18 protein-coding genes, 1 pseudogene and 1 riboswitch are annotated in these 19,091 nt (G+C 73.9%); of the genes and pseudogenes, 13 read left to right on the top strand and 6 right to left on the bottom strand.

From position 1 onward, the window contains the following. Together ACIQ9P_RS17220 and ACIQ9P_RS17215 are read right to left on the bottom strand one after the other, a co-directional pair. Positions 1–214, bottom strand: a pseudogene (locus ACIQ9P_RS17220) (N-acetylglucosamine-6-phosphate deacetylase); the annotation flags it as partial. Further along, positions 211–1,155 (bottom strand): ROK family protein, encoded by a 945-nt coding sequence (locus ACIQ9P_RS17215; protein WP_402355806.1) that lies wholly within the window; start codon positions 1,153–1,155, stop codon positions 211–213. The pseudogene ACIQ9P_RS17220 and the gene ACIQ9P_RS17215, both read right to left, overlap by 4 nt. Before the next feature lie 350 nt (positions 1,156–1,505). On the opposite strand from ACIQ9P_RS17215, the gene ACIQ9P_RS17210 reads away from it, so the two are divergent. Then, complete coding sequence (locus tag ACIQ9P_RS17210; RefSeq protein ID WP_402355803.1) at positions 1,506–2,789, top strand: extracellular solute-binding protein; 1,284 nt, start codon at positions 1,506–1,508, stop codon at positions 2,787–2,789. Positions 2,790–2,810: 21 nt separating this feature from the next. Here the strand turns inward: ACIQ9P_RS17210 and ACIQ9P_RS17205 are convergent, their stop codons facing one another. Next, on the bottom strand, positions 2,811–3,161 hold the full coding sequence (locus tag ACIQ9P_RS17205; protein ID WP_402355801.1) for a cupin domain-containing protein: 351 nt from the start codon (positions 3,159–3,161) through the stop codon (positions 2,811–2,813). Positions 3,162–3,264: 103 nt separating this feature from the next. Here ACIQ9P_RS17205 and ACIQ9P_RS17200 point away from each other — a divergent pair, with 103 nt between their 5' ends. Together ACIQ9P_RS17200 and otsB are read left to right on the top strand one after the other, a co-directional pair. After that, a complete protein-coding gene (locus ACIQ9P_RS17200; RefSeq protein WP_402355798.1) occupies positions 3,265–3,564 on the top strand; it encodes a DUF3263 domain-containing protein in 300 nt (99 codons plus the stop codon). A gap of 56 nt (positions 3,565–3,620) precedes the next feature. Further along, positions 3,621–4,472 (top strand): trehalose-phosphatase, encoded by an 852-nt coding sequence (gene otsB, locus ACIQ9P_RS17195; protein WP_402355795.1) that lies wholly within the window; start codon positions 3,621–3,623, stop codon positions 4,470–4,472. Here otsB and ACIQ9P_RS17190 read toward each other — a convergent pair. Beyond that, positions 4,447–5,925 (bottom strand): trehalose-6-phosphate synthase, encoded by a 1,479-nt coding sequence (locus ACIQ9P_RS17190; protein WP_402355792.1) that lies wholly within the window; start codon positions 5,923–5,925, stop codon positions 4,447–4,449. The two genes, otsB and ACIQ9P_RS17190, sit on opposite strands and share 26 nt — an antisense overlap. Before the next feature lie 47 nt (positions 5,926–5,972). Next, complete coding sequence (locus ACIQ9P_RS17185) at positions 5,973–6,983, bottom strand: glucosyl-3-phosphoglycerate synthase (RefSeq protein ID WP_402355789.1); 1,011 nt, start codon at positions 6,981–6,983, stop codon at positions 5,973–5,975. Positions 6,984–7,158: 175 nt separating this feature from the next. Next, positions 7,159–7,290: riboswitch (SAM riboswitch) on the top strand. Positions 7,291–7,309: 19 nt separating this feature from the next. Here ACIQ9P_RS17185 and thrC point away from each other — a divergent pair. The 7 genes from thrC (at position 7,310) to ACIQ9P_RS17150 (ending at position 15,924) form a co-directional block, all read left to right on the top strand. Further along, positions 7,310–8,590 carry a threonine synthase gene (thrC, locus tag ACIQ9P_RS17180; protein ID WP_402355786.1) on the top strand — a complete coding sequence of 427 codons (1,281 nt, stop codon included), beginning with the start codon at positions 7,310–7,312 and terminating at the stop codon, positions 8,588–8,590. 53 nt (positions 8,591–8,643) lie between these two features. Then, the gene (locus ACIQ9P_RS17175; RefSeq protein ID WP_266311769.1) at positions 8,644–8,919 is read left to right on the top strand and encodes a ubiquitin-like small modifier protein 1; all 276 of its coding nucleotides are present in this window, start codon (positions 8,644–8,646) and stop codon (positions 8,917–8,919) included. Positions 8,920–9,505: 586 nt separating this feature from the next. Beyond that, positions 9,506–9,709, top strand: a complete 204-nt coding sequence (locus ACIQ9P_RS17170; RefSeq protein ID WP_030289665.1) for a cold-shock protein — start codon at positions 9,506–9,508, stop codon at positions 9,707–9,709. Between the two features lie 361 nt (positions 9,710–10,070). Further along, the gene (gene groL / locus ACIQ9P_RS17165; RefSeq protein ID WP_402355782.1) at positions 10,071–11,693 is read left to right on the top strand and encodes a chaperonin GroEL; all 1,623 of its coding nucleotides are present in this window, start codon (positions 10,071–10,073) and stop codon (positions 11,691–11,693) included. Positions 11,694–11,850: 157 nt separating this feature from the next. Further along, entirely contained in the window at positions 11,851–12,207 is a 357-nt protein-coding gene (locus tag ACIQ9P_RS17160) for a hypothetical protein (protein WP_402355779.1), read from the top strand. A 211-nt stretch (positions 12,208–12,418) separates the two neighbouring features. Next, complete coding sequence (locus tag ACIQ9P_RS17155; protein WP_402355776.1) at positions 12,419–13,165, top strand: ABC transporter ATP-binding protein; 747 nt, start codon at positions 12,419–12,421, stop codon at positions 13,163–13,165. After that, positions 13,162–15,924 (top strand): FtsX-like permease family protein, encoded by a 2,763-nt coding sequence (locus tag ACIQ9P_RS17150; protein ID WP_402355773.1) that lies wholly within the window; start codon positions 13,162–13,164, stop codon positions 15,922–15,924. The genes ACIQ9P_RS17155 and ACIQ9P_RS17150 overlap by 4 nt, the downstream gene beginning before the upstream one ends. 78 nt (positions 15,925–16,002) lie before the next feature. Here ACIQ9P_RS17150 and ACIQ9P_RS17145 read toward each other — a convergent pair whose 3' ends face one another. Then, the gene (locus tag ACIQ9P_RS17145) at positions 16,003–16,713 is read right to left on the bottom strand and encodes a hypothetical protein (RefSeq protein ID WP_402355770.1); all 711 of its coding nucleotides are present in this window, start codon (positions 16,711–16,713) and stop codon (positions 16,003–16,005) included. Positions 16,714–16,793: 80 nt separating this feature from the next. On the opposite strand from ACIQ9P_RS17145, the gene ACIQ9P_RS17140 reads away from it, so the two are divergent. The 3 genes from ACIQ9P_RS17140 to ACIQ9P_RS17130 all read left to right on the top strand — a co-directional run bounded on the left by ACIQ9P_RS17140 (position 16,794) and on the right by ACIQ9P_RS17130 (position 19,028). Beyond that, the gene (locus tag ACIQ9P_RS17140) at positions 16,794–17,201 is read left to right on the top strand and encodes a PadR family transcriptional regulator (RefSeq protein WP_402355767.1); all 408 of its coding nucleotides are present in this window, start codon (positions 16,794–16,796) and stop codon (positions 17,199–17,201) included. After that, the gene (locus ACIQ9P_RS17135) at positions 17,198–18,160 is read left to right on the top strand and encodes a hypothetical protein (protein ID WP_402355764.1); all 963 of its coding nucleotides are present in this window, start codon (positions 17,198–17,200) and stop codon (positions 18,158–18,160) included. The genes ACIQ9P_RS17140 and ACIQ9P_RS17135 overlap by 4 nt, the downstream gene beginning before the upstream one ends. Positions 18,161–18,341: 181 nt before the next feature. Continuing rightward, on the top strand, positions 18,342–19,028 hold the full coding sequence (locus tag ACIQ9P_RS17130; RefSeq protein WP_402355761.1) for a copper homeostasis protein CutC: 687 nt from the start codon (positions 18,342–18,344) through the stop codon (positions 19,026–19,028). Positions 19,029–19,091: the final 63 nt, after the last annotated feature.

The following is a 19,091-nucleotide window of genomic DNA, read 5'->3' as shown; positions in this document are numbered from 1 at the left end:
TGCCGGAGGCGTAGGAGGCGCCGCCGCCGCCGTGCACGTGCAGGTCGACGAAGCCGGGCACGACGGTGTACCCGGTCAGGTCGAGGTCGCCGGGCGTGGCGGTACCGCCGAGGCCGGCGATCCGCTCGCCCTCGACGGCGAGACGGTCGCCCTCGACGACGCCGCCGGGCAGGACCAGCCGGGCGCCGGACAGTGCGAGTCGGTCCGCGGTCACGCGGTCACCTCCATGGAGAGCAGATCCCAGGCGAGCAGGCCGGCGCCCAGCGACGCGGCGGTGTCTTTGAGCATGGCGGGTACGACCTCGGGGGGCATCTGGAAGGTCAGCCGCTCGGTGACCGCCGCCCGCAGGGGGGTGAAGAGGGTGTCCCCGGCCTCGGCCAGCCCGCCGCCGACGATCACCCGGGAGGGGTCGAGCAGGCTCTGGGCGAGCACGATGCCGTCGGCCAGGGCGTCCACCGCGCGCTGCCAGACCGCGAGCGCGCGCGGGTCCCCGGCGTCCACCGCGACGGCGCAGGATGCCGCGTCGGCGTCGGGGTCGCCCACGGCCTCGGCCCAGGCGCGGGAGACGGCGGAGGCGGAGGCGAGGGTCTCCAGGCAGCCCCGGGCGCCGCAGCCGCAGGCGGGTCCGCCGGGGCGGACCACCACGTGGCCGATCTCGCCGCCGTAGCCGTGGGCGCCGGCCTCGATCCGGCCGTCGATGCCGATGGCGCCGGCGATGCCGGTGCCGAGGGCGACGAAGAGGAAGCGCTCGACCCCCCGGCCGGCCCCGAGCCGGCCCTCGGCGAGACCGCCGGAGCGCACGTCGTGGCCGAGGGCGACCGGCATCGCGCCGTCCGGGCCGGCCAGGCGTGCGCCCAGCAGAGTGCGCAGGGGCAGATCGCGCCAGCCGAGGTTGGCGGAGAAGACCGCGATCCCCCGCTGTTCGTCGATCGTGCCCGGGACGGCTACACCTGCCGCCAGGGGCGCGACGCCGAAGCGGGCGCGGCCTTCGTCCGCCAGATCGGCGGCGAAGTCGAGGATGGCGGCGACCACGGCGTCCGTGCCGTGTTCCCGCCCGGTCGGGCGTCGTGCTTCGAACAGCACGGAGCCGTCCTGGGCGAGCAACGCGGCTTTCATGCCGGTGCCGCCAACATCGAGTGCGATGACGTGCTTCACGGGGGACAGTTTCCCCCGGTCCGGTCTAAGAGGTCTAGTCCAGTTGTCGCATTGGTCTGGTCCAAAGGGGTGAGCTTTGTCGCAGAAGTGTGCGGTGTGCGGCACTTTGCGCGGGCGGCCGGCCGGTTCGGCCGGAGGGCGGAACCGGACGTCCGGGAGGTCGGATTCGTGGATTTTGTTGCGCGGTGTGCAACAAATCCCGCACTTCGATAACTACCGGGCCTTCGGGGGCCGGAGGTCTGGACCACCGCGTGCCCGGTTTGGCACCCTTGCGGCCTCCCCCCGGCCGGATCTCCCCCCGATCCGGTCCGTTCCCCCTCAGCAGGATCCCCCCGAAGGCGGTACCCGCGTTGGACAGGCGCGCCCAGGCCCCCACCCGGTTGTTCGGCGTCACGATGGCCGGTGCCCTGGCCGGAGCCCTCGTGCTCACCGGCTGCGGCGGCCAGGACAACGGTCCGGTCACCCTCCGGCTGGTGGCGGCCGACTACGGCGAGAGCGCGGACACCAGCTCCAAGCTGTACTGGGACGACGTCGCCCGCCGCTTCGAGTCCGCCAACCCCGGCATCAAGGTGGACGTCGAGGTCGCGAGCTGGACCGACATCGGCAAGCGGGTCGACGAGCTCGTCCGCAGCGGCAAGTCCCCCGACCTGCTGCAGACCGGCGGCTTCGCCGACCAGGCCGCCGCGGACCGGCTGTACAACGTCTCGGACGTGCTCTCGCTGGAGACCCAGGCCAACATCATGGAGTCGTTCTCGCACGCCGGGCAGGTGCTCGGCACGCAGTACGGCATCCCGTTCGTCTCCACCTCCCGGGTGCTCTTCTACAACAAGGCGATCTTCCAGAAGGCGGGCATCACCCAGCCGCCGGCCACCTGGAACGAGCTCAAGGCGGCCGCCGAGAAGATCAAGGCGAAGGTCCCGGGCGTCACCCCGTACGGGCTGCCGCTGGGGCCCGAGGAGGCGCCGGCCGAGTCGATGCTCTGGACGCTGAGCGGCGGCGGAAGCCTCTCCGACGACGTGGGCAACTACACCATCGACAGCGACAAGAACCAGGCCACCTTCAGTTGGCTGCGGACCAATCTGGTCGCCCCCGGCCTGACGTACCCCGAGCCCGGGAAGATGAACCGGACCCCGGTCTACAGCGACTTCGCGGCTGGCAAGGTGGCGATGCTGAACGGCCACCCGACGCTGCTGCGGATGGCCACCAACGGCAAGATCGATTTCGGCACGGCCCCGATCCCGAAGAAGGACGGCCTGGCGAAGACCGGCAGCCTCGGGGTGGCCGACTGGATGATGGCGTTCAAGGCCGGCGGCCACAAGAACGAGATCCGCCGCTTCCTCTCCTTCGTCTACACCAAGGAGAACCAGCTCAAGTTCGACGAGACCTACAACCTGCTGCCGGTCACCCAGGACGCGTTCGACGCGATGACGGCGGACCCCAAGCACGCTGACCTGAAGCAGTTCGCGGCCGGGCTCGGCAACGCGAGCTTCTACCCGTTCGGGGACCCGGCCTGGGCCGAGGTCTCCAACCGGATCAAGGCCGGCATCGGGGCGGCGGCCACCGCCGAGCCCAAGCCGGTGCTGGAGGACCTCCAGCAGGCGGCGATGAAGGAGGCGGCCCGGATCCGCAAGTGACCCGGGCCCGCCCGGCGGGGGTCAGTAGGTGATCGCGTAGACCTTGCGGAGCGTCTCCAGGACGGTCCAGGTGGTGCGGTCGCCCTCCTGGAACACCCCGGCGACACCCGGGCCCAGCTCCAGCACCGGGCCGCCGTCGACCACGACGGTGGCCCGGCCGCTCAGCACCACGAAGACCTCCGCCGCCTCGGTGTCGGTGACCACGCCCGGGGTGATCTGCCAGATGCCCGACTCGCCGGAGGCGGACTCGGAGAGCACCAGGCCGGACACCTCGGGGGTGCCGGAGACGATCTGCGCCGGGTCCAGCGGGTCGGGTTCGAGCTCGGCGGTCGGGACGTGCAGGGCGAAGGCGGCGGCCGGGATGCTGGTCATGGGGGCGACGCTAGTCGGCGGACCGGGGCGGCGCAGCGCGCAGGGTGTGTCGGGTCCGCGGGGCAGAATGACACTCCGTAGTGATGGGCGGAGGTGGGCCCGGATGGGCGCGGACGAGGAAGCGGCACGGCCGGAACCGGAGGACGGGTCGGGCGGGTCGGACGTGCCCCCGGCGCGGGCCGGGCTGGACGCCAGGGACCGGGCGGTGCTGGCGCTGGAGGGCCGGAGCTGGCGGACGGCCGGTGCCAAGGAGCGGGCCGTCCGGGAGGAGCTGGGGCTCTCCAGCGCTCGGTACTACCAGCTGCTGAACGGACTGCTGGACCGGCCGGAGGCACTGGCGCACGCCCCGGTGCTGGTCAACCGGCTGCGCCGGGTCCGCGAGGCCCGCCGGGCGGCCCGCTGAGGCGGCGGCGCGGCCCTGACGGGTGACCCCCGCCCGGGCTGGGTACGGTCCCGGACATGGGCCTTTCCGACATCGCGCGAACACTGACGGACACCGGACGCATGGGGCTGGCGGCGCTGCTCGCCGCGCCCCGCGACGCCGTGATCGCCCTCGACTTCGACGGGACGCTCGCCCCGATCGTCCCCGACCCGGACACGGCCCGGGCGGACCCGGGTGCGGCACCCGCGCTGCGCGCGCTGGCACCGCGGGTCGGCGCGGTCGCGGTGGTGACCGGCCGCCCGGCCGCCCTGGCGGTGGAGTACGGCGGGCTGGCCGGGATCGACGGGGTGGTGGTGCTCGGCCACTACGGCGCGGAGCGCTGGGAGGACGGCCGGCTGACGGCGCCGCCGCCGCACCCGGGCGTGGCCGCGGTGCGGGCGGAGCTGCCCGAGCGGCTGGCGGCGCTCGGCGCGCCCGAGGGCACCTGGGTGGAGGACAAGGGCCGCTCGGTGGCCGTGCACACCCGCCGGACGGCCGGACCGGAGGCGGCGTTCGCGCTGCTGCGGGCGCCGATGGAGCGGCTGGCGGCCGAGCACGGGCTGGTGGTGGAGCCGGGCCGGCTGGTGCTGGAGCTGCGGCCGCCGGGGGTGGACAAGGGGGCGGCGCTGACCGGGCTGCTGCGCGAGCGCGGGGCCCGTTCGGTGCTCTACGCGGGGGACGACCTGGGGGACGTTCCGGCCTTCGCGGCGGTGGAGAAGCTGCGCCCGGAGGGTCTGGCCGGTCTGCTGGTGTGCAGCGGCGCGGTGGGGGACGCGCCGGTGCGCGAGCTCGCCGACCGGGCGGACCTGGTGGTCCCGGGCCCGGCCGGCGTGGTGGAGCTGCTGGTCGCGCTGGGGGAGGAGCTCAGCCGCCCGGCCGCAGGGCGTTGAGCTGGTCCAGGAACCACTGCTGCGGCGGCAGCGCCGTCGCCGCGGCGGCCAGCCGCTTGGTGCGGTCGGTCCGCTCGTCGGCCGGCATGGTGAGCCCGGCGTGCAGCGCCTCGGCGGTGGCCACGACGTCGTACGGGTTGACGCTCAGCGCGTCCTGGCCGAGTTCGGCGTGCGCGCCGGCCTCCCGGGAGAGCACGAGCGCGCACCCCTGGTCGGAGACCACCGGGACCTCCTTGGCGACGAGGTTCATGCCGTCCCGGATCGGGTTGACCAGGGCCACGTCGGCCAGCCGGTAGGCGGCCAGCGAGCGCGGGAAGTCGTCGTCGACGTGGAGCACCAGCGGCCGCCAGTCCGGGGTGCCGAACTCCTCCTCGATCTCCGCGGCGAGCGCCCGCACCCGGTCGGTGTAGGCCCGGTACTCGGCGAGGTCGGTGCGGGACGGGTAGGCGAAGGCGATGTGGACGACCCGGTCCCGCCACTCGGGGCGGGTGCGCAGCAGGTGCCGGTAGGCCAGGAAGCCGCGGACGATGTTCTTGCTCAGCTCGGTGCGGTCGACCCGGACGATCGTGCGGCGGTCGCCGACGGTCGCGCGCAGGGTGGCGAGCCGCTCGTCGACGTCCGGCCGGTGGGCCCGCTCGCGCAGGAAGTCGGCGTCGGCGCCGAGGCCGTGGACGCCGAGGGCGGTGGTGCGGCCCCCGAACGTCACGGTGAGCGCCTCGCGGTCGACGTCCGCGCCGAGGTACCGCTCGCAGCAGTCGGCGAAGGCGAGGGCCCAGCGGCGGGTCAGGAAGCCCGCCCGGTCGGCGCCGAGGATGCCGGTGAGGACGGTCCCGGCGATGTCGTCGGGCAGCAGCCGCAGGTACTCGGGCGGCGCCCAGGGGGTGTGCGAGAAGTGGCCGATCCGCAGGTCGGGGCGGGCGGCGCGGAGCAGCGCCGGGACCAGTGAGAGGTGGTAGTCCTGCACCAGGACGGCGGCCCCGGGGGCGGCCTCGGCGGCGAGGGCCTCGGCGAAGGCCGTGTTGTACGCGGTGTAGGCCGCCCACTCGGTGCGGAAGCCGGCGTCGAAGACGGGTTCGGTCGGGGTGTTCCAGAGCAGGTGGTGGACGAACCAGAGGGTCGAGTTGGCGATGCCGTTGTACGCGCGGGCGAAGGTCTCGGGATCGATGCCGAGCATCCGGACGGCCTGGCCGCCGACGTCGTGGCCGGCCCGGTCGAGCCTGCCGTCCGGGGCCTCGCGGGCGGCCCTGCGGTCGGCGTCGGAGAGGGCGGCGCAGACCCAGACGGCGTCCGGGTCGTCGATCGCGGACAGCCCGGAGACCAGCCCGCCGCCGCCTCTGCGGAGGGTGAGGCTGCCGTCCTCGGCGGTGCCGAACGACACCGGCCCCCGGTTGGACGCCACCAGCACGGGGGCGGCGCCGGTCGGATTCGAACGTTCGGTCGTGAGATCGCCCATGGTTGGTTCGTTGCCGTGGCTCCGGGGCGGCAAACCCGCGGGACGCGTCATCGGTGTCGGGTGGCGTACTCGGGAAGGGTGTGCATCGGCGGCCGCTCGGTCGCGCTGACCGGGTGGGTGTGGGCGGTGAAGGCGCGGGTCAGCGGGTCGCGGGTGAACTGGGTGAGCTGGGGGCGAACCAGGTCGGCGGACGCCTTCAGCCGGTGGGTGCGGTCCAGCCGCTCCAACGCGGTGCGGTAGATGGTGGCCGCCATCCGGCCGAGTGCCTGGGCGTCCTGGTGCCGGTGGTGGCGGATGCCGACGTCCACCTGCGCGAGCGCGTCCAGTCCGGCCGTCTCCAGGGCGTCGACGAGCAGGCCGAGCTCGACGCCGTAGCCGGTGGGGAAGGGCAGCCGTTCGAGCAGGGAGCGGCGGGCCGCGTACTCGCCGCCGAGCGGCTGGACGAAACCGGCGAGTTCCGGCCAGTGCAGATTGAGCAGCGGCCGGGCGACCAGTTCGGTGACCCGGCCGCCGCCGGCCGGTACCACCGCGCCGTCGGCCTCCAGCGGCCGGTCGTACATCGCCTTGACCAGCTGGATGTCCGGCTCGGTCAGCAGCGGGCCGAGGATGCCGGAGACCAGGGTGGGGTGGAACTCGCGCAGGTCGGCGTCCACGAAGCAGACGATCTCGCCGCGGGTGACCAGCAGCGACCGCCACAGCACCTCGCCCTTGCCGGGGGCGGCGGGCAGCCGGGGCAGAATGGCGTCCCGGTGGACGACGGTGGCACCGGCCGCGGCGGCGACCTCGGCGGTGGCGTCGGCGGAGCCGGAGTCGACCACCACCAGCTCGTCCACCAGCGGCAGCCGCTCCATCAGTTCCCGCCGGATCACCCGGACGATCCCGCCGACGGTGGCCTCCTCGTCCAGGGCGGGCAGCACGACGCTGACGGTGCCGGCCGGACCGAGGGCGCGCTTGGCGGCCACGAGCGTGTGAACCGGCCGGTCGGCCGCGGTCCACGAGCGCCGCCGCAGCCAGGACGCGGTCTCGGGGAGGGGCGCGGGGGTCGGTTCGGCGGGCACGGTGCTCTCCTCGACGGATGGGGCTCCCCCGGCCCTCGGCCGGGAGAGAGTGGGACGGGTCATCTCGCGTGGCGGACGGTCCCGTTCGGGGCCGGGGCCTTCGGATACAGTCTTCGTACAGCGGTCGGACCTTCGCACGCCGGGGTCGCCACTGCGCAGAACCACAACTTCACAGAGCTCATCCAGAGGGACTGAGGGAACGGCCCGTTGACGTCCCGGCAACCTTCTCGCACGGTCGGCCCACGGCCCCGGCGGGACAGGTGCCAATTCCGGCCCGGGCGCGACCGCGTCCTGGGGAAGATGAGGAGAGAGGTCTCCGTACCATCATGGCTATCGACACCGCCGCACCCGTCGCCGTCGACCTCGGCCCCGCCACCGCGCTGTCCTGTCGCGAGTGCGGCACCCGGTTCCCGCTCGGTCCCAGCTTCGCCTGTCTCGAGTGCTTCGGTCCGCTGGAGATCGCCTACGAGTTCGGCAGCGAGGGCGCCGAGGAGCTGCGCAAGCGGATCGAGGCCGGTCCGGCGTCGATCTGGCGCTACGCGCCGCTGCTGCCCGTCCCGGCCGACGTGGCGACCAAGCCGAACCTCAACCCGGGGTGGACTCCGCTGGTGAAGGCGGACAACCTGGGCCGCGAGCTCGGCTTCACCGGCCAGCTGCACATCAAGGACGACTCCGGGAACCCGACCCACTCCTTCAAGGACCGCGTGGTGGCCTGCGCCATCGAGGCGGCCCGGGTGTTCGGCTACACCACGCTGTCCTGCTCCTCGACCGGCAACCTGGCCGGCGCGGTCGGCGCGGCGGCGGCCCGGGCGGGCTTCCGGTCCTGCGTGTTCATCCCGCACGACCTGGAGCAGGGCAAGGTCGTGATGGCCGGGGTCTACGGCGGTGAGCTGGTCGGCATCGAGGGCAACTACGACGACGTGAACCGCTTCTGCTCGGAGCTGATCGGCGATCCGGCCGGCGAGGGCTGGGGCTTCGTCAACGTCAATCTGCGGCCGTACTACGGCGAAGGCTCCAAGACGCTGGCCTACGAGATCTGCGAGCAGCTCGGCTGGCGGCTGCCGGAGCAGATCGTGATCCCGGTCGCCTCGGGCTCCCAGCTCACCAAGATCGACAAGGGGCTGCAGGAGCTGATCAAGCTGGGCCTGGTCGAGGACCGGCCGTACCGGATCTTCGGCGCCCAGGCCGAGGGCTGCTCGCCGGTCTCGGCGGCCTTCAAGGCCGGTCACGACGTGATCCGGCCGGTCAAGCCGGACACCATCGCCAAGTCGCTGGCGATCGGCAACCCGGCCGACGGCCCGTACGTGCTCGACATCGCCCGGCGCACCGGTGGCGCGGTGGAGGACGTCACGGACGAGGAGGTCGTGGCGGCGATCCGGCTGCTGGCCCGGACCGAGGGCATCTTCGCGGAGACCGCGGGCGGCGTGACCGTCGGCGTGCTCAGGAAGCTGGTCGAGACCGGGCGGCTGGACCCGTCGAAGGAGACCGTCGCCATCAACACCGGGGACGGGCTGAAGACCCTCGACGCCGTCTCCGAGGCCGGCATGACCGCCGTCATCCGGCCGACCCTGGACGCCTTCCGGGGCGCCGGCCTCGCCTCCGACTGACCCCGTCGTCCCCGACCGCCCCGCCCAGCGCCCGTCGTAGCTAGGAGACCCCCATGAGCGCCAACGTCCGCATCCCGACCATCCTGCGCACCTACACCGGTGGCGTGAGCGAGGTGCCCGCCGAGGGCGCCACGCTGGGCGAGGTCATCGCCGACCTGGAGCGCAACCACGCCGGGATCGCCGCGCGGATCCTCGACGACACCGGCAAGCTGCGCCGTTTCGTCAATGTCTACGTGAACGACGACGACGTGCGGTTCGCCGAGGGCCTGGAGACGGAGATCAAGGACGGCGCGAGCATTTCGATCATCCCGGCGGTCGCCGGCGGGTGATCCTCCGGCGGTCCGTTCGCTCCGGGGCGGACGCGTCGTCGACGGCCGTCCGCGGCACGGAATTCCGTGCCGCGGACGGCCGCGCTTATTTTGGCGGGAATATATTCGGTCCCGGGCGGAGTAAAGTGTCGCTGGACCGGGAACAGCGCGCGCCCGCCGCCCTTGTCCGGGAACGAATCCACCGCACCGCCACCACCGCCGACGCCCCGCCCCACCGGAGTCGGGGCGGGTCCGGGACCGGGATACATGTCAGGCCGGTGTCAGAATTCTGGCGGACATTTCACGTAATAGGTCCGCTATGTCCGGCGGGGAATGCGGGACTTTATCCCGATTGCGCCCGTCCTGTCCAGTGGTGCCGCGGGTGAATTCCCCGCCATTGGCTCTGTTGCAGAGGGCGTCGATCCGGATACATTCAGCCGCGGTCGACGCAATCACCCGTTCGCCGGATGCCGTTCGGCGGCACCGGGAGGATTGCGGCGTGCGCGGCTGTGCCCAGGGGGGGTTCCCCGGGCCGGCCTCCAACCAGACCCGGGCCCGCAGACCTGCGGGCGCGTGAAGGGCCAGCACAGCACTAGGGGAGTTCGGAATGGCTCAGGGCACCGTCAAGTGGTTCAACGCGGAGAAGGGTTACGGCTTCATCGCGGTCGACGGTGGTGCGGACGTCTTCGTCCACTACAGCGCGATCCAGATGGACGGCTACCGCACCCTTGAGGAGGGCCAGCGGGTCGAGTTCGAGATCTCTCAGGGGCAGAAGGGTCCGCAGGCGGACATGGTCCGCGCGGCGGTCTGACCTTTCCGACACCCGGGAGCTCTGCTCGGCCCATCGGCTGGCGCACCTCTTGATTCTCACGGCGGGCCCGTACGACCTCGGTCGTACGGGCCCGCCGCCATGCCCGGCCCCGGGGGCCGGGGTGGTCGGGGGCGGCCGCGCGGGGTGGGTGGCGCGGCTCGCGGATTGCCCGATTGGGCTTGCACTCACCCACCCGGAGTGCTAATCATTGGCGTTAGCACTCACAGCTTGAGAGTGACAGCGGACCGGGTCGGTGAGGCCCCAGGGAGCGGTAGGGGAATGGACCCCCGCACACCAGGGCCGTCCGTCGCGGGCACCCCTTGGTCCGAGCAGTCGACCGTGTCCCGGAGGACCACTTCTGATGGCCAAGATCATCGCCTTTGATGAGGAAGCTCGCCGCGGCCTTGAGCGCGGCATGAACCAGCTTGCCGACGCAGTGAAGGTCACGCTCGGCCCCAAGGGCCGCAACGTCGTTCTGGAGAAGAAGTGGGGCGCCCCCACGATCACCAACGACGGTGTCTCCATCGCCAAGGAGATCGAGCTCGAGGACCCGTACGAGAAGATCGGCGCGGAGCTCGTCAAGGAGGTCGCCAAGAAGACCGACGACGTCGCGGGTGACGGCACCACCACCGCCACCGTGCTCGCCCAGGCGCTCGTCCGCGAGGGTCTGCGCAACGTCGCCGCCGGCGCCAACCCGATGGCCCTGAAGCGCGGTATCGAGAAGGCCGTCGCCGCCGTCTCGGACCAGCTGCTGGCCCAGGCCAAGGACGTGGAGACCAAGGAGCAGATCGCCTCCACCGCCTCCATCTCGGCCGCCGACACCCAGATCGGCGAGCTCATCGCCGAGGCCATGGACAAGGTCGGCAAGGAAGGCGTCATCACCGTCGAGGAGAGCAACACCTTCGGTCTGGAGCTCGAGCTCACCGAGGGCATGCGCTTCGACAAGGGCTACATCTCGGCCTACTTCGCCACCGACCTGGAGCGTATGGAGACCTCGTTCGAGGACCCCTACATCCTGATCGCCAACTCCAAGATCGGCTCGGTCAAGGACCTGCTGCCGCTGCTGGAGAAGGTCATGCAGAGCGGCAAGCCGCTCGTCATCATCGCCGAGGACGTCGAGGGCGAGGCCCTGTCGACCCTGGTCGTGAACAAGATCCGCGGCACCTTCAAGTCCGTCGCCGTCAAGGCCCCGGGCTTCGGCGACCGCCGCAAGGCCATGCTCCAGGACATCGCCATCCTCACCGGTGGCACCGTGATCTCCGAGGAGGTCGGCCTGAAGCTGGAGAACGCCGGCGTCGACCTGCTGGGCAGCGCCCGCAAGGTGGTCATCACCAAGGACGAGACGACCATCGTCGACGGTGGCGGCGACAGCGAGCAGGTCGCGGGCCGCGTGAACCAGATCCGCGCCGAGATCGAGAACAGCGACTCGGACTACGACCGCGAGAAGCTCCAGGAGCGCCTCGCCAAGCTGGCCGGCGGCGTGGCCGTCATCAAGGCCGGCGCGGCCACCGAGGTGGAGCTCAAGGAGCGCAAGCACCGCATCGAGGACGCCGTCCGCAACGCGAAGGCCGCCGTCGAGGAGGGCATCGTCGCCGGTGGTGGCGTCGCGCTGCTGCAGGCTTCGGTCGCCTTCGACAAGCTGGAGCTGGAGGGCGACGAGGCCACCGGTGCGAACATCGTCAAGGTCGCGCTGGAGGCCCCGATCAAGCAGATCGCGACCAACGCCGGCCTGGAGGGTGGCGTCGTGGTGGAGAAGGTTCGCAACCTCCCCGCCGGTCACGGCCTGAACGCCGCCACCAACGAGTACGTCGACCTGGTCGCCGCAGGCATCATCGACCCGGCCAAGGTCACCCGCTCCGCGCTGCAGAACGCCGCCTCCATCGCGGCGCTGTTCCTCACCACCGAGGCTGTCATCGCGGACAAGCCGGAGAAGGCCGGCGCTGCCGCCGGCGGCGGCATGCCGGGCGGTGACATGGACTTCTGATCCTGATCGCTTCGATCGGATCGGCAGGTCTTTCGTCCGCGAGGGCGGTTCCCCGACGGGGAGCCGCCCTCGCGGCGTTCCCGGGCCGGGCCGGCGCCCGCCCGGGTCGGGCCCGGTGGATTCCCGGGTCGGCGGGCGTTCTTGGGAGACTGGACGGATGGCTACGACAGACGACATCGAGACGGCGCTGCACACCGCGCGGGCGCTGATCCTGGCCGACCTGACCGCGCGGGACGCCGCCGACGCCGTGGTGGTGTCCCTGGTGGAGCAGGCCGTGACGCACCGGCGCTGGTGGCTGGAGCAGTGGCCGGACGGCGCCGGGTACGTGCTGGGCCTGGTCGCCCAGGACGTCCAGGACGCGCTGCTGGAGAGCCACGGCCGCTGGCCGCTGTGCGAGGACTGCGCGGCCGACGGCGACCCGCACGCGCTGGGCGTGGAGCCGGAGCTGGGGCCGGAGCCGCACTGGGTGTGCGGCAAGCGCGGCGCCGTGGTGGCGGCGGTGGGCGAGCTGTAGCCTCCGGCCCCCTTCACCGGTCCTTGCGCCGGTTCTTCACCGGCCCTTGCGCCGGTCCTTGTGCCGGTCCCTCCCTCCTCCGTACCGCCGTCGCACCTCCGGGTGCGGCGGCGGTTTTTTCGTACCGGTGGAACCGCCGGACTGCATATGCAGTCCAACGACATATATAGTCCGTCCGAGTCCTTCTTTCGGAACCCAGTGGGGGAGACCCATGTCCAAGCCAGATCCGGTTCGTCCCGTCCTCGAACTGCGTGCCGTCACCCGGACGCACGGGCGCGGCGAAGCCGAGGTGCACGCCCTGCGCGGCGTGGACCTGGCCGTGCGCGCCGGCGAGTTCGTCGCCGTGATGGGGCCCTCCGGCTCCGGCAAGTCCACCCTGCTGACGCTGGCCGGCGGCCTCGACCGGCCCAGTGGCGGACAGGTGCTGGTCGAGGGCGTCGAGCTGAGCGGGCTGAACCGCACCCGGCTCGCCGCCGTGCGCCGCCGCTCGGTCGGCTACGTCTTCCAGGACTACAACCTCGTCCCCGCGCTGAGCGCGGCCGAGAACGTCGCCCTGCCCCGCGAACTCGACGGGGTGTCCGGCCGGACCGCCCGCCGGGAGGCCCTGACCGCCCTGCGCGAGATGGGCATCCCGGAGCTGGCCGACCGCTTCCCCGAACAGCTCTCCGGCGGCCAGCAGCAGCGCGTCGCGATCGCCCGCGCCCTGGTCGGTGACCGCCGGCTGGTCCTGGCCGACGAGCCGACCGGCGCGCTCGACTCCGCCACCGGCGAGGCGGTGCTGGCCGTGCTGCGGGCCCGCTGCGACGCCGGCGCCGCGGCCATGATGGTCACCCACGACCCGCGTCACGCCGTCTGGGCCGACCGCGTGGTCGTCCTCAACGACGGCGCCGTCGTCGACGGGGGCGTCGGGCAGGCCGCGCACCCGCTGCTCGCCGGCGGGAACGGGGGACGGCGATGAAGCTCTCCGCCCTGCGCGTCGCGCTGCGCATCGCCCGCCGCGACGCGCTCAAGGCCAAGGGCCGCAGCGCCCTGGTGATCGCCATGGTCGCGCTCCCGGTGCTCGGCGTCACCGGCGCCGACATCGTCCACCAGAGCGGTCGGCTCACCCCCGCCGAGCGGGTCGGGCGGCTGATGGGCGGGGCGGACGCCCTGGTCTCCGCCGAACGCCCGGGCCGCTCCGTCGAGCAGGCGCCCTTCGCCGAGGACGGCGTGCGGGTGCTGCCGGAGGCCCGGACCGACCCCGCTTCGGCCCCGGCGGCCGCCGGGGCGGCGAGTTCGGCCGCGCTGCTGGGCGGGCTGCTGCCGTCCGCCTCGGTGCTGCTGCCGGCCACCTCCGGACCCGCGGTCAGCGCCTCGACCCGGGAGGGCCTGTTCACCACCTCCACCGCCGAGGCCGATCTGACGGACCCGGTCTGGTCGGGACGGCTCGACCTGGTCGAGGGCCGGGCACCGGCCGCGCGCAACGAGGCCGCCGTCACCCGGGCCTTCCTCGACGAGGCCGGGCTGCGGCTCGGCGACTCCACCACGGTCAAGGGACTGGAGCAGACCCCGTTCCTGCTCACCGGCGTGGTCGAGCACCCCGGTGAGCTGAAGAAGGTGGAACTGGTCGCCCGGCCCGGCCAGGTGATCTCCCCGCTGGCCGCGGCGGCCGCCGCCGCGCCGGACGCCCCGGGCGGACCGATCGCCGCGGGCCCGGACGAGGCCGTCCGCACCGAGAGCTGGCTGGTCCGGCTGCCCGCGGGTACCGGACTCGACTGGGCCGCCGTCCAGAAGCTCAACCGGTACGGCTTCACCGTGACCTCCCGGGCGGTCGCCCTCGACCCGCCCCCGACCTCCGCCGTCCCCTACGACGTCGACAAGTGGGTCTCCCCCGAGAGCGACAACCGGACCGTCATCCTGGTCACCGTGATCGGCATGGCGCTGCTGGAGGTCACCCTGCTGGCCGGCCCGGCCTTCGCGGTCGGCGCCCGGCGCTCCCGGCGGCAGCTGGCGCTCGTCGGCGCCGCCGGCGGCCACCGGGGCCACATCCGGGCCATCGTGCTCGGCGGCGGACTGGTGCTCGGACTGGCCGGAGCCGCCCTCGGAGTGGCACTCGGCACCGGCCTGGTCGCCGCGCTGCGGCCCTGGCTGGAAGGGGCCGGCGGCAGCCGCTTCGGACACTTCGCGATCGCGCCGCTCGACCTGCTGGCGATCGCCGCCGTCGGAGTGCTGACCGCGCTCGCCGCCGCGGTGCTGCCCGCGGTGCAGGCGGCCCGACGGGACGTGGTGGCCGGTCTCACCGGCCGCGACACCGTCGCCACGCCCAGCCGCCTGCTGCCGGTCGTCGGCCTGCTGCTGGTCGGCGCCGGTGCGGCGGTGGCGCTGTACGGCGCGGGGACCTACCAGAGCGGCACCATGCCGGTGCTCGGCGGGCTCAACAAGCGGGCGCTCTCGGTGCTCGCCGGCGCGGCCACCGCCGAGGTCGGCATCCTGTTCTTCACCCCGATGCTGATCGCCCTCTTCGGCCGGCTCGCCGGCCGGCTGCCGCTCGGACCCCGGCTGGCCCTGCGCGACTCGGCCCGCCACCGCGGCCGGACCGCGCCGGCGGTGGCCGCCGTGATGGCCGCCGTCGCCGGAGCCGTCGCCGTCGGTGTCTACAGCACCGGGACCGAGGCCCAGGAACGGGCCTCCTACCGGCCGGCGGCCCCGCTGGGCGCCGTCGTGCTCGACGCCCCCGCGGACCCGGGCAGCCAGGAACCGGCCCGGCTGCGCCGCGCCGTCGAGCAGGCCCTGCCGAACCTGGGCGCCCCCGCCGACGTCCAGGAGGTGACCTACGTGTTCTGCGACAACTGCTCCAGCACGGTGCAGGCCAAGGGGAGCGGTGCGCGCTCGGAGTCCGGCGGCGTCCTGAACCGGGTGCTGTCCGGCGACACGACGGTCCTGCACAGCCTGTTCGGCGTGCACGACCGGGCGGCCGAGGAGGCCCTCGCCGCGGGCCGGGCCGTGGTCTTCGACCCCGCGTTCCTGAACAGCGGGCGGGTGACGCTGACGATGCAGGGCGCCGCCGGCGGACCGGTCCAGCCCGGGCAGGTGCCGGGGACGGAGCGGATCGAGGTCCCCGTCGAGGCCGTCCTGGCGCAGAACCCCGACGCGGCCCGGTACGGGGCGGTGCTGATGGGCCCGGAGGCGGTGCGCAGGGCCGGGCTCACGCCCAGGCCCAACGGGTCGGTCTGGCGCCCCGGGGTCGCGCCCGACCGCAAGGCGCAGCAGCGCGCCGAGGCGGCCGTCGCCCAGCTCGTGCCGCACGCCCAGCTGGCGGTGGAGCGCGGCTACCAGCCGAAGGGGGACACGAACACCCTGGCGCTCGGCGGGTTCGCCGTGGTGGTGGTGCTCGGCGCCGCCGCCGTGGCCACCGGGCTGGCCGCGGCCGACTCGCGCAACGACCGGGCCACGCTGGCCGCCGTCGGCGCTCCGCCGCGGATGAACCGGATCCAGGCCGGGCTGCAGTGCACGCTGATCGCGGGCATCGGCGCGGTGCTGGGCACGGTGAGCGGGTTCGTGCCCGCGCTGGGGCTGCTGCGGTCGCACACGGCCGGGCAGCTCGGCGCGCCGGCGGTGCCGTTCGCCGCGCCCTGGGGGCTCCTGGTGCTGATCACGGTGGTGCTTCCGGTGGTGGCGGGGCTGGGGGCGGCGGCCTTCAGCCGGGGCCGGCTGCCGCTGGCGCGGCGGGCGGGCTGACCACGTCCGGGTCGACGGTGGGCGGGTCGACGGTGGGCGGGTCGACGGCGGACACCTCGTGCCGTTGTCGACCCGCCGTCACTCCCGGCCGTCCCCGCCCGGTGCCTCCAGACCGGCGAGCTCGGCGGCGAGGTTGGCCCGGGCGGCGGCGTCGAAGCGCCGGTGGGCGGTCGTCGTGCGGAACAGCGCGGGCAGCGCGAGCAACTGGCGCAGCACGGCCGCGCGCCCGGCCCGGAAGTCCGGCTCGGGCACGAACGCGTACTCCTCCCGGACGGCCGCCGCGTACGCCGCGTAGGCCGCCGGCCCGCCGCCGAGCACCGCGAGATCGGCGTCGCACAGCACCTCGCCGTCGCGGTCGCCGGGCTCGGGGCGGTGGGTGACGGTGAGCCGGACCAGCCGGGCGACCTCGGCGACCCGGGCCGCCGGGAGCCCGCTCCCGCCCAGCGCCCGGACGGCCAGGGCGGCGCTGCGCTCCTCGTTCTCGGAGCGGTCCGGCCGGTAGACGGCGTCGTGGAACCAGGCGGCCAGCCGGACGGCGTCCGGGTCGTCGGCGTGATCGGCGAGGGTGTCGACGTGGCCCAGCACCGCGCGCAGGTGCTCGACGGTGTGGTACCGGCGCTGCGGCTCGGACCAGCGGCGCAGCAGTTCCCGCCCGGCCGGTTCGGGGTCGGTGGCCGTGCCGCAGCGGTGCAGCAGGGCGGTCCAGGCGGTGAGCAGGTCCTCGGCGGCTGTGGCGGCTGGCGCGGTGGCGGTGGCGGTGGCGGTGGCGGGGGCGTCGGCTTCCGGCATGGCGCCATTCTGCTGGCCCGGACCGCGCCGCCAAAGATTCCGCTGGACATGATATGTCGACGAAAGGTATATGTAGCTCCATGACTGAACGGGCGATGCAAGAGCCGACGCTGCTCCTGCTCACCGCGCTGGCCGACGCCCCGCGGCACGGCTACGCGCTCATCCAGGAGATCTCCGCGATCTCGGACGGCCGGGTGAAGATGCGGACCGGCACCCTGTACGGCGCGCTGGACCGACTGCTCCAGCAGGGGCTGATCGAGGTCGCGGCCGAGGAGATCGTCGACGGCCGCGCCCGGCGCACCTACGCGCTCACCGAGGGCGGGCGGGGCGCGCTGGGCACCGAGGCGGAGCGGCTGGCCGCCGTCGCCGGGGAGGCCCAGCGGCGGCTCGCCGCCGTCCGCGCGTCAGCCGCCCGACCGGCCGCGGTCCGCCCCGTGGCCGGGGGCGGCAAGCTCGCGTTCTTCAAGGCGAAGGGGGCACTCGCATGACGATCCAGTTCTTCCCCGGAGCGGGGGAGCCGGTGGTGTTCCGGGCCGCGCTGCGGCTCTACCCGGCCCGCTACCGCCGTGAGCGCGGCGACGAGCTGTCCGCCGTCTTCGCCGACTCCACGGCCGAGGGCGGAAGGCTCACCGCCGCGCGCGAGGCGCTCGACCTCGGGGCGTACGGACTGCGGATGCGCACCGGCCTGACCTCCTCGTCCACCGCCGGGCGGCTGCTCGCGCTGGCGGCGCCGCTGATCGCCGGAGCGGTCGCGGGGCTGGGGCTGACCCAGGTGCTGCACGACGCGACCGGCCGGGCTCCGGACTGGATGTGGGACCTGCCGGACCGGGCGGTGCAGTTCCCCGCCTTCGCCTGGTACTACGGCGCCCTGCTGGTGCCGCTGCTGCTGGTCGGCGCGGTGCTGGCCGGCCGGTGGCGGCTCGCCCGGACGGCGGCCGTCGCCCTGGCGGCGGTGGGCGCGCTGGGCGTGGCGCTGGCGGTCCTGACCATGCCCAACGTCTGGCTGGTGTTCAACAAGTCCTGCGAGGCGACCCCGCAGCTGTTCGCCGGGCTGCTGTTCGCGCTCGCGCCTCAGGAACTGCTGCGGCGGCCGACCCGGGGCGACCGGGCGCTGGTGCTGACCGCGGCGGTGGGCGGCGGGCTGGTCCTGGTGGCGGAGGACTTCTACAGCTCCTGGGTGCTGATGGACGGAACGGCGGGCGCGGCGCTGGTGCTGGTCCCGCTGCTGGCGGTGCTCTTCGCGGCGCGCGACCGGCTGGTCCCGGCCGCGATGGGGCTGGCGGTGCTGCCGCTGACGCTGATGTTCAGCCTGTTCCGGATCTGGCAGTCGATCGGCGGGGTCTGGCGACTGCTGCCGGTGGTGGGCCTGGCGCTGGTCGCCACGATGGTGGCCGGTGGGCTGCTGCACCGCGGGACCGGGGCGGGAGGTCACCGGAGCCTCGCCTGAGCGGGGACGGCCGGGGCCTCGCCGCTCCGAACGGCCGGACGACCGGGTCACGGGCCCGGAGCGTCCGGCCGTTCCGTGTTTTCCGGGGTGTGTCGTCCGGTGCTTTCCGGGGTGCGCGTTCTCCGGCCAAGTGGCCGCACGGGGCTCGCCGGGGCCGGGGCGATGTGGCACTCTGTCTAATATGTCTAGACCAATTTTCGAAGTCATCGCGCTGACGCCCCAGGATGCCCAGGCCGCCGAGTCGGGCGGCGCCGACCGGCTCGAACTGGTCACCGACATGGCCGCGGACGGCCTCACCCCCGGGGTCGAGGACTTCGCCAAGATCCGGGCCGCCGTCGAGCTCCCGCTGCGGGTCATGCTCCGGATCCGGGACGGCTTCGCCCCCGGCGACCTGGACGCGCTGCGCGACCGCGCCGCCGCGCTCCGGGCCGAGGGCGCCGACGAGTTCGTCCTCGGCTTCCTCGACGCCGAGGGCGCGGTCGACCTGGCCGCCACCGAGGCGGTCGCCGAGGCGATCGCCGGCTGCCGCTGGACCTTCCACCGGGCGATCGACCACAGCGCCGACCGGGCCGCCGTCCGCGCCGCCGTCGGCGCGCTGCCCGGTCTGGACACCTTCCTCACCTCCGGCTCGGCCGGCGGCGTGGACGCCGGACTGGACGTCCTGCTGGCCGAGCTCGCCCGGGCCGGCGAGCCCGGCTACACCCAGCGGATCCTCATCGGCGGCGGCCTTCGGGCCGAGCACCTGCCGGGGCTGCGCGGGGCCGGCTTCGACGCCTTCCACGTCGGCGGCGCGGTGCGGGTCGACGGCTGGCAGTCGCCGGTGGACGCCGCCAAGGTCGCCGAGTGGCGGACGCTGATCGACGGCTGAACAACGGCCGTACGACGGGCGGGCGGTGGCACCCGAACCGGTGCCGGCGCCCGCCCGTCGCAG

The organism is Kitasatospora sp. NPDC094019, assembly GCF_044764505.1.
Lineage (GTDB): Bacteria > Actinomycetota > Actinomycetes > Streptomycetales > Streptomycetaceae > Kitasatospora.
Note: the sequence above shows the minus strand (reverse complement) of the source record. Positions and strands in the feature narration are given on the sequence as shown.